At 46.0% G+C, this 12,640-nt stretch carries 15 protein-coding genes; all 15 read left to right on the forward strand.

Features of this window, described 5'->3' with window-relative positions; all coding sequences use genetic code 11:
* The first annotated feature begins 358 nt into the window (after positions 1 to 358).
* Positions 359 to 1,327, forward strand: a complete 969-nt coding sequence (locus QUA38_RS10765; RefSeq protein WP_333161589.1) for an SDR family NAD(P)-dependent oxidoreductase — start codon at positions 359 to 361, stop codon at positions 1,325 to 1,327.
* A gap of 201 nt (positions 1,328 to 1,528) precedes the next feature.
* Positions 1,529 to 2,440 (forward strand): alpha/beta hydrolase, encoded by a 912-nt coding sequence (locus tag QUA38_RS10770; RefSeq protein WP_333161591.1) that lies wholly within the window; start codon positions 1,529 to 1,531, stop codon positions 2,438 to 2,440.
* Positions 2,441 to 2,785: 345 nt separating this feature from the next.
* Positions 2,786 to 3,745 carry a zinc-dependent alcohol dehydrogenase family protein gene (locus QUA38_RS10775; RefSeq protein WP_333161593.1) on the forward strand — a complete coding sequence of 320 codons (960 nt, stop codon included), beginning with the start codon at positions 2,786 to 2,788 and terminating at the stop codon, positions 3,743 to 3,745.
* Between the two features lie 205 nt (positions 3,746 to 3,950).
* Entirely contained in the window at positions 3,951 to 4,763 is an 813-nt protein-coding gene (locus tag QUA38_RS10780) for a CPBP family intramembrane glutamic endopeptidase (protein ID WP_333161595.1), read from the forward strand.
* Between the two features lie 84 nt (positions 4,764 to 4,847).
* Positions 4,848 to 5,159: an SDR family NAD(P)-dependent oxidoreductase gene (locus tag QUA38_RS10785; RefSeq protein WP_333161597.1), complete on the forward strand. Its 312-nt coding sequence runs from the start codon at positions 4,848 to 4,850 to the stop codon at positions 5,157 to 5,159.
* On the forward strand, positions 5,156 to 5,572 hold the full coding sequence (locus tag QUA38_RS10790) for an SDR family oxidoreductase (RefSeq protein WP_333161599.1): 417 nt from the start codon (positions 5,156 to 5,158) through the stop codon (positions 5,570 to 5,572). The genes QUA38_RS10785 and QUA38_RS10790 overlap by 4 nt, the downstream gene beginning before the upstream one ends.
* A 173-nt stretch (positions 5,573 to 5,745) precedes the next feature.
* The gene (locus QUA38_RS10795) at positions 5,746 to 6,693 is read left to right on the forward strand and encodes an NAD(P)/FAD-dependent oxidoreductase (protein WP_333161601.1); all 948 of its coding nucleotides are present in this window, start codon (positions 5,746 to 5,748) and stop codon (positions 6,691 to 6,693) included.
* A gap of 613 nt (positions 6,694 to 7,306) precedes the next feature.
* Positions 7,307 to 8,170, forward strand: coding sequence for a dioxygenase family protein (locus tag QUA38_RS10800; RefSeq protein WP_333161603.1), 864 nt, complete (start codon positions 7,307 to 7,309; stop codon positions 8,168 to 8,170).
* Between the two features lie 30 nt (positions 8,171 to 8,200).
* Positions 8,201 to 8,674, forward strand: a complete 474-nt coding sequence (locus QUA38_RS10805; protein ID WP_333161605.1) for a lipocalin-like domain-containing protein — start codon at positions 8,201 to 8,203, stop codon at positions 8,672 to 8,674.
* Between the two features lie 478 nt (positions 8,675 to 9,152).
* Positions 9,153 to 9,989: an alpha/beta hydrolase gene (locus QUA38_RS10810; RefSeq protein ID WP_333161606.1), complete on the forward strand. Its 837-nt coding sequence runs from the start codon at positions 9,153 to 9,155 to the stop codon at positions 9,987 to 9,989.
* Between the two features lie 73 nt (positions 9,990 to 10,062).
* A complete protein-coding gene (locus QUA38_RS10815) occupies positions 10,063 to 10,431 on the forward strand; it encodes a cupin domain-containing protein (protein ID WP_333161608.1) in 369 nt (122 codons plus the stop codon).
* A gap of 331 nt (positions 10,432 to 10,762) precedes the next feature.
* Positions 10,763 to 11,488, forward strand: a complete 726-nt coding sequence (locus QUA38_RS10820) for an alpha/beta hydrolase (protein WP_333161610.1) — start codon at positions 10,763 to 10,765, stop codon at positions 11,486 to 11,488.
* Positions 11,489 to 11,576: 88 nt separating this feature from the next.
* Positions 11,577 to 11,969, forward strand: coding sequence for a transposase (locus QUA38_RS10825; protein ID WP_333161612.1), 393 nt, complete (start codon positions 11,577 to 11,579; stop codon positions 11,967 to 11,969).
* Between the two features lie 61 nt (positions 11,970 to 12,030).
* Complete coding sequence (locus QUA38_RS10830) at positions 12,031 to 12,270, forward strand: hypothetical protein (RefSeq protein ID WP_333161614.1); 240 nt, start codon at positions 12,031 to 12,033, stop codon at positions 12,268 to 12,270.
* 16 nt (positions 12,271 to 12,286) lie between these two features.
* On the forward strand, positions 12,287 to 12,523 hold the full coding sequence (locus QUA38_RS10835) for a transposase (RefSeq protein ID WP_333161616.1): 237 nt from the start codon (positions 12,287 to 12,289) through the stop codon (positions 12,521 to 12,523).
* The last annotated feature ends 117 nt before the right edge of the window (positions 12,524 to 12,640 follow it).

A 12,640-nucleotide genomic window follows, 5' to 3' on the forward strand; every position in this document is an offset into this window, starting at 1 on the left:
AAATGCAGTCCTGTTTTTATCATCTGACATGGCATAGTTCGTAACAGGTGAAACGTTGATGATAGATGGTGGGTATGTAGCGCAGTAGTCGATCGGCAGTGCGAAACGTTGCGACCAAGTCGCGATCGACCTGCATCATCCGCTCGATGGCTCTCCGTACCGTTGGTTCCTCAAGGGCATCCCGATATTACGCAGTGTTTGATTGAGCAGTAATACATCCAAAGGAGTCCATCATGACGACAACACTTGCAGGCAAAGTTGCACTGGTAACAGGTGGTTCTCGCGGTTTAGGAGCGGCGATCGTAGGGTATGAAAAAGCTCAAAACTTTTACACTCACAATTAACGAAAGGAAAAGAAATGGCTGAAAAATTTGGTGCAAAATCGACCGCCGACGAGGTGCTTTCCGGCATTAATCTCAAGGGAAAGCGATTTCTCATTACCGGTGCATCGTCGGGCATTGGGCTTGAAACCGCCCGCTCACTGGTCGCTCACGGCGCTAGCGTCGTCGGCGCGGTCAGGGACCTCGCTAAAGCTGAGCCAGCCACTGCATCGGTTCGTGATGCCGCGTCGCAAGGAGGTGGCTGCCTGGAATTGATCAATCTCGATCTGGCATCCTTGCAAAGTGTTCGCGCCTGCGCGGATAAACTGTTGGCTGACCGTCAGCCGTTCGATTCCATTATCGCTAACGCTGGCGTTATGGCAACTCCATTCGGTCGGACGATCGATGGCTTTGAAGTCCAGTTCGGGACGAACCATCTGGGTCATTTCGCCCTGATCAATCAGATCGAGCCGTTGCTCGCCGATAATGGACGGCTGGTAGTCCTGTCGTCGCTCGCGCATCGCGGTGCCGATATCGACTTGGACGATCCGAATTTCGAGCAGCAGGTGTACGATCCAGGGGTCGCTTATAGTCGGTCGAAAACCGCCAATTCACTGTTCGCTGTGGAGTTTGACAGGCGGCATCGAGATCGCGGCATTCGGGCTGCTTCGGTGATGCCCGGAAACAGTCTGACGGATCTACCCCGCCATTTCTCGCCGGAGGACTTGCAGGGACTTTTGAAGACTGTTGACGCAGCACGCACCGAAGCGGGTCTGCCGCCGAAAGAGTTGAAAGAAATTCCGCAGGCAGCCGCGACGTCGGTCTGGGCAGCAGTCGTGGCGAATAAAGACGAGATCGGTGGACACTATCTCGAAGATTGTGCGATCGCGCCGATCAATGACACGCCCAACCCGTTTGCCGACGGGGTAAGGTCGTATGCGCTTGACGCTAACAAAGCTAAGCAGCTTTGGGCGAAAAGCGAGGAATTGATCGGCGCTGTATCCTAAAGGTTATCGCGCAAGAATTTGACAAAACACCCTAAGAATCTGAAAGAAACCGAGCCTTGAAATTCACTACGCTTAAGTTAAATCAAACGAGAATCCGACGCAGCATTCATAGGAGATTTCAATGCCTTATCGCTTCGACTTTTGTCAATAAAATTTAGATGCGTTTACCCTGGGATTTGGAATAGTCAGGAAAAACTATTCATGAGAAAGTTCATTCTTCGGTTAGTTATTATCGTTCTGGTTGTCAGTGGGCTTGTTGGCTCTGGTTGGTTGAATCGTGCAACCCCTGCTTCCACCTGTGACATCGCAACTCGCTCTACAAAAATCGAGAGTGGAACGCTTTCCTATAATCAAGCAGGGACAGGACAACCGATTTTACTGCTGCACGGATTATTTGCCGAGAAAGAGCAGTGGAATGGCATGATGTGCGAGTTGGCTAGAGCAGGCTATCAAGCGATCGCACCCGATCTACCCGGTTATGCCAAGAGTACTGGATTTACCGTGAAAGACTATGCACTAGAGAATCAGGTAGCCCTCCTGCACCAGTTTGTCGAGCAGCTAAAGATTCAATCCCTTGATGTTGCAGGTAGCTCGATGGGGGGTACGATCGCAGCCCTTTACAGCCAGCTTTATCCCAACCAAGTTCGCAGCCTCGCCTTTATCGGTTCACCGCTAGGCGTAACGAATTGGGCAACTAGCGTCAGGAAATCGATTATTGAGGGCATCAATCCCTTTATTCCGATTACCAAAGAGCAGTTCGATCTAGAAATCAGTCTGCTTTTCGTGACGCCTCCTACGATTCCGGATGAGGTCAAAACCGAGAAAGTGAATGATTATGTGAATCGTAATCGAAATTATCAGCAGACTTGGGACATTGTGAATCTTTATGATGATGTGCTTTGTCAGTTGCCTCACAGTCGGGTTCCGACCCTGGCAATTTGGGGTCAGGAAGACAAAATCTATGATATTCAGGATGTCGATCGCTCACATCGCTGTCTTTCAGGGAGTCAAATTATTCAATTACCCAAAGCAGGACATTTGCTGTTGATCGAAAACGCTCAGGAAGCAGCATCGAATTATCTTGGTTTTCTGAAAACAATCAAAAATCGATAGACGAATCAAGCATTCAGCAATTAGGCTTTGGTGTCGAGGAATTGAATCTCAGCCAGTTGTTGGCTAATGACCTGAACCTTAGGCTTACAAAAGAAAGGAGATCGCTATGAGAAACAATGGAACGACATGACTATTTAGTTAAGTTGCACATCGCCTTTGGCTGGGAGCGAGAAAACTTTTTTGGTATGCTACGAGGCTGTGATATCTGCATTTGCTACTAAACGGTAACTACCTTACCAAATCGTGCTGACTTACGAAGTTAGGTAGAACTTACCTACGCTGAATAGTATTGAAATCCCGTCACTGTTTATTCTAAATCAAGGAGAGTTGGCCCAGATGGAATCTATGAAAGCAGCCGTATTAACTGCGTTTGGTGATGCTGAGAAGTTTGAGATTCAAACTGTTCCGATACCAACACTGAAGGCGAATCAGGTGTTAGTCAGAGTTTGTGCAACCTCGATTAACCCGGTCGATTATCAAACTCGTCGTGGTGATTACAAGGAACTGCTTCAATTACCCGCCATCCTTGGAGTTGATGTTTCAGGGGTGATTGAGGCAATTGGCGAAGCTGTGACTGATTTCAAGGTGGGAGACAACGTGTATTACTCGCCGCAAATTTTTGGAGAATTCGGTAGCTACGCTCAGTATCATGTGGCTGATGCAGCGATTGTTGCATTGAAGCCTGCAAATCTATCGCACATTGAAGCAGCTTCTTTTCCGCTTGCAGGCGGAACGGCTTGGGATTGTCTAGTGACTAGGGGCAATCTACAAGTTGGTGAAACAGTTCTCATCCATGCGGGTGCGGGTGGAGTGGGTTCGATCGCAGTTCAACTCGCCAAAGCGATAGGGGCATACGTTTTTGCGACGTGTAGTTCTAGAAACCGAGATTTCGTGACAGAACTGGGCGCAGATCGGGTGATTGATTACAAAAATGAAGATTACGTAGAAGTCATTCGTCAAGAAACAAATGGACTGGGTGTGGATTTAGTTCTAGATACGATCGGCGGAGAAACAATTCAGCGTAGTCTAGAAATCATTCGTCCCTTTGGTAGGCTTGCAAGCATTGTAGACATTGCAATACCGCAATCGCTTCTTAAAGCATGGGGAAAGAATCTGACAATTCATTTTGTTTTGTCACCCCAGTACCGAGCAAAATTAGAGGCTTTGACAAAACTAATCGAGCGTCAACAGCTTCGCCCAGTGATTGATTCAGTATTGTCTTGGGATCAGGTCGTTCTGGCACACCAGCGTCTAGAGCAGGGAGGAACACGGGGCAAAATTGTACTGAAATTTACAGAAAATTAGACTAGCTTCACGGCGTTGATAATTGCTAAACGGATTGGAGTTCGATTTTTGAAGGTCAATATTGATTGAAACAGGAGAAACAGGATGATATTGCGAGGTAAAGTGGCTAGATTTTAGGAGAAATAGGAATGATACTTCAGAGTAAGGTGGCGTTATTCACCAGTTGTCATTCTCTATCTTGGCATTGTGTCTACCCAGTATTCTGATGTCTCTAGAGATTAAATCAATGGCAGTTTTGAAACAATTTGGGATTCTATTTGTGTTGGGCATTGTGGGCATTGTGATGGTTACGATTACATCGATTCCATTAGTTGAGCAACAGTTGGCGAAACTGTCTCCAGAAATACTGGCAAAAGTCCCGCCACTGTGGGTTTTAATACTCCTACAAGGACTACAGCTTACAGTTCTACTGGCAATCAGCATTCTGATCGGAATTGGCTGTGCCTATCGCGTTGGATTACGCTCACATTTGATTGACTACTGGGTACTTCATACCTCTAAGATTCCATATTCTGTCATTGAGATGAAATGGAGCTTGGGTGTGGGTGCAGCGACAATGATCATTCTCCTGTTGCTCGATCGGTTCATGAAACCTGCTCTACCTGAAGCGCTACAGGCATCCAATAACACAGAACCAAATTGGCTGAGTTCGCTTACAGCAATGCTTTATGGTGGCATCACTGAGGAAATTCTGATGCGCTGGGGCTTAATGTCGCTGCTTGTTTGGATAGCGTGGAAGGTCTTAAAACAAGGCATTACGTTGCCAAGCCAAGGAATATACCAAAGTGCGATTGTGCTAGCAGCGCTGGTATTTGGACTTTTACACCTGCCCGCAACTGCCGCGATAGTTCCACTCACTCCGCTTGTGATTATCCGAGCGATATTACTCAATGGGATCGCTGGCATTGCTTTTGGTTGGCTCTTTTGGCAATACTCACTTGAGGCTGCGATGTTATCCCACGTCAGCTTTCATGCCTTTTCCTTTGCTCTTAGCCTTTTGCTGGCAAGATTTGTCTAAGCTTTTTTCTAAAACGATTTCATGATTATTTCGAGAGAGAACAACCGGACTTAGATTTTAGGAGAAATAATACTTCAGAATAAAGTGGCGTTAGTTACCGGAGGCACAGCGGGCATTGGTAGAGCAACAGCGATCGCTTATGCCAAACAACAGGCAAAGGTGGTAGTGGGTCGTCGAATGGATGAAGGTGAAAAAACAGTTCGATTGATTCAGGAAGCTGGCGGAGAGGCTATTTTTGTGCAAGCAGATGTCACGAAAGAAGCCGATGTTAAAGCAATGGTTGATAAAGCGGTTGGCGTTTTTGGCCGGTTAGATATTGCCTTTAATAATGCAGGAATGGTCGGCAAAAATCCCTCATTGATTGAGCAAGCAGAAGCTGAATATGACCCACTATGAACGTCCCTGTCAAAGGCGTTTGGTTGTCTATGAAATATGAAATTGCTCAGATGTTGAAACAGGGAAGTGGTGCAATCGTCAATATGGCATCTGTGGTTGGAGTCGTTGCACTTCCTAACATACTCCTCTACACCGCGAGTAAACATGCGGTAGTAGGTTTAACAAAAGCTGCTGCACTCCAATATGCCAAAGCGAGTATTCGCATCAATGGCGTTGCACCAAGGGCAATCCAAACAGATATGTTTGAAGCAGTTACAGATGAGGCCAAAGCTTACTTGGCAGGGCTTCACCCGATCGGACGAATTGGAACACCGCTTGAAGTTGCAAATGCAGTTCTGTATTTATCATCTGACCTGGCATCGTTCACAACAGGTGCAACATTGCTGGTAGATGGTGGGTTTGTAGCGCAGTAGTCGAAAGGCAGTGCGAAATGTTTGATACAGCACTTCAAGCGACTCACTAAAGCAACACTGAAATCGGTTCGCTAATTCCATAGGAAACTCCATAGGAATCTGCAAGAAGTTGAGTGTTGGAACTGACTACACTCAAGTGAACTAAGACAAAGAGAACTTAGGAGTTGATGATTATGTCCAAAGTTGGAGAACAGAAAAAGATGAGGAACCAAAACAAAGAGATTTACGAGTGCGTCATTGTCGGTGGCGGTTCCGCTGGACTCAGTGCGGCACTGCTTTTAGGCAGAAGTCGCCGTCGAGTGTTAGTCTGCGACAAAGGGAATCCGCGTAACGCTCCCGCACACGAGTCGCACAGTTTTTTCACCCGCGATGGCATCAGTCCACATGAACTTTTGAGCATCGGGCGCGACCAACTCAAACCTTATAAAAGCGTTGAATTTCAAGCGATCGGGGTCAAGGAAATCAACCCATCCGGCAATCACTTTGAAGTTGTGTTTGAGGATGGCACGATTAAAAAAACGCGCAAAATTTTGCTGGCTTTCGGGGTAATGGATGAATTTCCAGCTCTCGAAAACTTTGGTGATTTCTGGGGCAAAAGCGTGTTTCATTGTCCCTATTGCCATGCCTGGGAAGTGCGCGACGAGCCGCTTGCCATTGTTGGAAATGGCGAAACGGGCATCGAAATGGCGGCATTGCTGAAAAATTGGAGTGCTGATTTAGTCCTCTGCACCAACGGCAAAGCCGATCTAACCGCTGATCAAAGGACACTCTTGGAAAACCACAAAATCCTTGTTCGCGAAGAGAAAATTATCCGACTCGAAGGCGATAACGGACAATTAGAAAACATCGTTTTTGAGACAAACGAGAAAATTGCGCGTCGCGGAATACTGATCCGACCAAAGCAAACACTCCGTTCAAACCTAGCTGAAAAGTTAGGCTGTGAGTTGAATGAATTTAATTTAATCAAGACGACCAATGTTTTTAACGAAACTAGCGTCAAAGGCGTTTATGCGGCAGGTGACATCACTTCACCCATGCAAGTGATCGTCGCTGCTGTTTTTCAGGGTAGCGTTGCTGCTAGCGGCTTAAATCACTCTCTGATTATGGAAGATTTCGTCTAAATCAAGGTAATTCAATCTTCATCAGAACAAGCATCGTGGCTGGTCTAGTTTCATAGACCAAGAGAGTAGGGAAATTCATGCGTGTTAATTACATATCAAGTCTACAGAGCGATCTAATGATGCAATCTTTGTGGTTTTTTGGTTCTTACCTTACCATCCTTGCTGCTCGACGCCGGACATTTCGCGCTGGAGACTCATGCAGAAGAGGTAGCAACGTTGATCCGCGCGTTCCTTGACAGAACGCTCGGTTCCACGCTGCGTCTTGAAGGTGATTGCACAAGAATCTGACAAAACATCTTAAGAATCTGAAAGAAACCGAGCATTAGGAGTCATTACACTCAGACTATGAAAACAGCAGATAGGAAGCAAAAACACATTCTTTGCGATAAGGGACATTCCATGAAACTCTATCATATGCCCGGTGCCTGTTCGCTGGCTGATCTCATCGTTCTTGAATGGATTGGATGCCGCACGAAATCGTCAGGATGAGTCTTGAAAGCATCAATTCACCAAACTATAGCTGTAGCCAATTAGATTAGGACACAGACTATAAGTCAAGATAGTCGCCGTAAAACAACCATCATTAATCACGTAACTAAAAAGGAGTTTGATCGTGCAGAACATCACACTTGACACTATCACTGAAGCCGTCATTAATCATGGCGATCGCGGCAAATCTCACCCGCGACTCTATGAAATTTACACGAGCTTGGTTAAACATTTGCATGACTTTGTGCGTGAGGTGAATCTGACTGAATCAGAATTGCAGCAGGGACGTAATTTTCTCAACCAGGCAAGTCATCACACTCAGGAGATTCCCACTGGAGAGATCCATGTGTTGACGGATCTACTGGGAATTTCAGAGTTGGTAGAATTGTTGAACGATGCTCATCGCGGTACAGAAAGCAATTTAGAAGGACCCTTGTATGTGCCGAATGCACCAGAACGGCAGATAGGCGATCGCTTGGGTATTGATACAGAAGGAGATTCGCTTTTCCTGTCAGGCAGGGTTTTAGATTTGAACGGTCAACCGATCGCCAATGCTGTGATTGATGTTTGGCAACCCAACTCCAAAGGATTATATGATATCCAAGATCCATCTCAGCCGCTGGGGAATTTTCGCGGACGTTTCAAAACGAACAAGAGTGGAAAGTATATGTTTGAAACCGTCGTGCCACTAGGTTACAAAGTGCCAAGCAGTGGTCCATCTGGCGAATTGCTGCGACTCTTGGGACGGCATCCTTGGCGGGCGGCTCACATCCATTTCAAACTCAGTGCTCCAGAGTACACTCCACTGACAACACAAATTTTTATTGCTGGCGATCCTTACCTGGATTCAGATACAACCTTTGCAGTGCGATCGGCGATCGTTCAATTGCAAAAGCACGAAGCACTAGACGAACTCAAGGCACACAATCAAAGTAAGCCGTTTTACACGACTGAGTTTGATTTTGTGTTAAAACCCGCTACTCTCTAGCGGAGAATCATCAAGCAATGGTTGCACATTATGTCTACACCATCAATCCAGAACAATCTGCTAATTGGCATTTGGAAGTTAATTTCTGCAACTGCCATTTACGCTGATGGAACGGTGACTCCAGACGTGTATGGAACTCATCCGGTTGGCTACATCACTTACACATCAGATGGTCACATGATGGTGATGTTTTCTAGGAGCGATCGCTCACCGCTGAGTCAGGAGGTCAGATCACCGCTGACTCCCCAGATGCAATCTTTACCCGTGGAAGAGCTTGCTCAAGCATTTACAACATTCAATGCTTACGCTGGAACTTATACCTTGAGTGAGAACACAGTAACTCACCAGATCAAAATTGCATCAATTCCTAATCGCGTTGGTACAACGTTAGTTCGCACCTTTACTCTTAATGAGAGCCGACTAACGCTCGTGACGCCGCCAGTCTTGAGTGATGGTGTTGAAGCGGTTTTTGAGCTGCTGTGGGAACGCATTATAGCAAGGTGAGTTCGTTGTCGATAACGAAGTAGAGGCAAGTACGATCGATCGCTTTTCACTCACTGAAAACGTCGCTATCCTCGGTTATCTCGACGGACGAAACTGGCTCACTGGCGAACGATCGATTGCCGCTCTTTACCTGTTCGTCATTCTGCGTTGGGCTATCAACACTCAGGTCGGACTACAAGGCTTGGAGAACCTGTCACGATTTGTAGACCGCATGAATCTCGATGCTGGTGTGCGTGCCGCGCTAGCTACCGAAGCAGAATTAAAGCCATCTTAGAGGTGGCAAATGCAGCGTGCAGCGATCGCGCTCAGGCAACAATGAAGGATTCTTGTCGTTCTGAAGCGATGATACGCAATGGATTTTTGCCCCATCTTGAAGTCTGCTTAACACAGCATTGTTAAGACGGTGCTCGATCGCTGCATCACAATTGTGATGCAACAGACAAAAACACATCATCAATTTACAACGGAGAAACCTCTCATGCCTTACATTACCGTTGGTCAAGAAAACTCTGCAACTATCGATCTCTACTACGAAGATCTTGGGACAGGACAACCGATTGTTCTGATTCATGGATTTCCATTGAACGGACATTCCTGGGAGAAGCAGGTTTTAGTTTTACTGAATGCAGGATATCGAGTAATTACCTACGATCGCCGAGGATTCGGTGCTTCCAGCCAACCCTCGTTTGGTTATGACTACGATACCTTCGCCGCCGATTTGAACACACTGATGACCAAGTTTGACTTGCAAAATACCGTGCTGGTCGGTTTCTCAATGGGAACAGGTGAAGTCACACGTTATCTTGGCAAATACGGCTCAGAGCGGGTGCAGAAAGCGGTGCTAATGGCTCCCGTTCCACCGTTTCTGTTAAAGACAGACGACAATCCACAGGGTGTCGATCAAAGTGTCTTCGATGGCATTATGAAAGCGATTGTTGACGATCGTCCAGCTTATTTCTCTGCCTTTTTCAAAGAGTTCTTCAATGTTGATGTATTGCTTGGCGATCGCATCAGCAATGAAGCGATTCAAGCCAGTTGGAATGTAGCAGCAGGGGCTTCTGCTAAAGGGACTTTGAATTGTGTACCTTCCTGGCTCACCGATTTCCGCGATGATCTGCCCCGCATTGATGTGCCGACTCTGATTATTCATGGAGATAGCGATCGCATTCTGCCACTGGAGTCCACCGCAGCAAGACTTCCAAAACTGACTAAAAACAGTCAACTGGTTGTCATTCCTGGTGGACCACACGCGATCAACTGGACTCACGCTGATCAGGTCAATCCCGTGTTGCTGGACTTTCTTCAGCAGAAATAATCAGTGACCCTTTCTCCTCCGAAATTCACAGATCCTGAACTTGATCCGATTGTGTAATTGCAAGCCTAAACTTATGCTGATCCAAAAACTAAACGACTGTGAAGAAATTATCGCTGGAGATGGAACTGTTCTGCGCGAACTGCTTCATCCTGACAAACAAGATATCAACTTGCGTTACAGTTTGGCACATGCGATCTTGCCTGTTGGCGAAACTTCGATTCCCCATTCTCTAAAGACTTCTGAGGTTTATTACATCATTAGCGGTGTTGGCGAAATGTCGATCGACAGTGAAGTTCGTCGCATTGAACCAGGTGATACGGTTTACATTCCTCCAAATGCAATCCAGTTCCTTCACAACTACGGCGACGAACCCATTGTTTTCGTTTGTCTAGTTGATCCAGCTTGGCGCAAAGAAGACGAAACGGTTTATGCACCAGTCTGATTCATGTAAATCTCACTGCTAGGGATGATTGATCACGATCTTAGGAAACCCAGCCATCGTTTTCAGTCAATGTTCATTGAAACTCTCTAGGAGCCATCATGAGTACTGCTGTAGTGAATGGCACGTCCCATGTTGTGATGGTTGCCCATGCAGACGCTGTTGCCAAGCTCATCGATTGTGCTGCAACCGCGCTATAGACGAGGCATAAACGCATCCGGCTACATCACTGGACAATCCTTAGTGATCGATGGCGGATACACAGCGAACTGACCCATTTCAAGAGAGAACAGACGAGCTTGATTTTCAGATCACATTTACAAGGAAGGATTCTATGTCAACTTTTGTCTTAGTTCATGGCTCCTGGCATGATGGTTCTGCTTGGCAGGCAGTCATTGATCAACTAGAAGCAAAGGGACATCATGCTTTTGCGCCCACGATCGCTGGGCATGGCAAAGGCGTGAACAAAAACGTCAACCATGCTCAATGCACGCAATCGATCGTCGATTACATTGTGAGTAAAGACTTAAACGATATCGTTCTAGTCGGACATAGTTTCGGTGGGACAATTATTGCCAAAGTTGCTGAAGCAATCAGCGATCGCATTCGACGACTCATCTTCTTCAATGCCTTTGTCCTCAATGATGGTGAAAGCATCAACGATAACACCCCACCGCACTCTCAAGCGTTATCCGATCAGCTAGCGAGACAATCGGGCGATCATACGGTGATGCTACCTTTTGAGATTTGGCGAGAAGCGTTTATCAACGACACAGACCTCGAACTGGCTCGATCGAGTTACGCACAATTATCGCCTGAACCGTATCAACCGTGGCTTGACAAGTTAGACCTAAAGCAGTTTTACTCGCTGCCCATCCCCAAAAGCTACCTCTACTGTACCGAAGACAACGTCCTTCCTCAAGGCGATTGGGGTTGGCATCCCAGAATGTCTAGCCGCTTGGGGCTATTTCGGTTCGTGCAAATGTCCGGTAGTCATGAGGTGATGTTTTCCAACCCGGTCGGCTTGGCAGAAAAGATGATTGCGGCAGGGCGCGACTAGCTGATGGTTGAGATGAACAACAGACAATCGCTTACAGCAGATTGCAGGTAAATAGAGTACAGTTAAGATAAGTATATCAATAGCAGTAATGAAACCATTACCGATCGAGCTTCGAGAAAAAGTAGTCAAAGCTTATGAACAGGGTAACACATCAATTAGAAAAATAGCAGCCAGATTTGATGTCAGTAAATCTTTTGTTGAACGGCTACTAAAACGCAAGCAAACTACAGGAGATATCCAACCCCTCCGTCAGGGTGGAAGTCAGAAAAGTGAGTTAAATGGATACTCAGATGAACTGGTTGCTCTGGTAGAAAAATATCCGGATAGCACCTTGTCACAATATTGTGAATACTGGGGTAGTATGTACGGGCAATGGATAAGTCCTAGTACCATGTGCCGAGAATTAAAAAGGCTGGGACTAACTCAAAAAAAAAGACGCTACTCAGTAGTCAAGCGGCGACAGACCGGGTGCAAAAATTAAGAGGAGAATACTGGGAAAAAGTGAAGAATATAGCTTCCGAGAACCTGGTTTTCTGGATGAAATGGGGGTTTTACTCGGTTTAACTAGAAATTATGCTCGCTCACCTAACGGTACAAGAGTATCTCATTTAAAACCATTTTATCGGGGTGCAGAAATCCCAGCAATTGGAGCTATTAGTATTAAAAAAGTGCTGGCATTAATGACGATGGATGACTCAATGGATGGCAAGGCATTTGAGGTATTTACCCTTAAAGTTTTTAGTACCGGAACTTTGGGTGGGAGCGGTAGTAGTAATGGATAATCTACCAGCACATAAAATGGCTTCTATTGCACCCATGATTCAAGCAGTTGGCGCAAGTATTATTAACTTATCACCGTATTCTCCCGATTTTAATCCCATTGAATTATGGTGGTCGCAACTTAAGTCTTTTCTGCGTAAGTTTTCTCCAACTACCCCAAAAATGATTGATACATTAATTGCCGTCGCCCTCGATTTAATAAATCCTCAACATCTAAAAAACTGGTTTACTAAATGCTGTTACTGTCATCTATAAACTTGCAATTTGCTGTATAAAAAATGTGGTATTTACGTATTAAGTAAGTCGGTGGGGAAATTTATAACTATGTAACAAAAAATTCCTGGGGGCGCTCGGAGCTAAATTTAAGGCGTT

Origin of the sequence: Microcoleus sp. Pol12B4 (assembly GCF_036701385.1) — a bacterium.
Taxonomy (GTDB): domain Bacteria; phylum Cyanobacteriota; class Cyanobacteriia; order Cyanobacteriales; family Microcoleaceae; genus Microcoleus.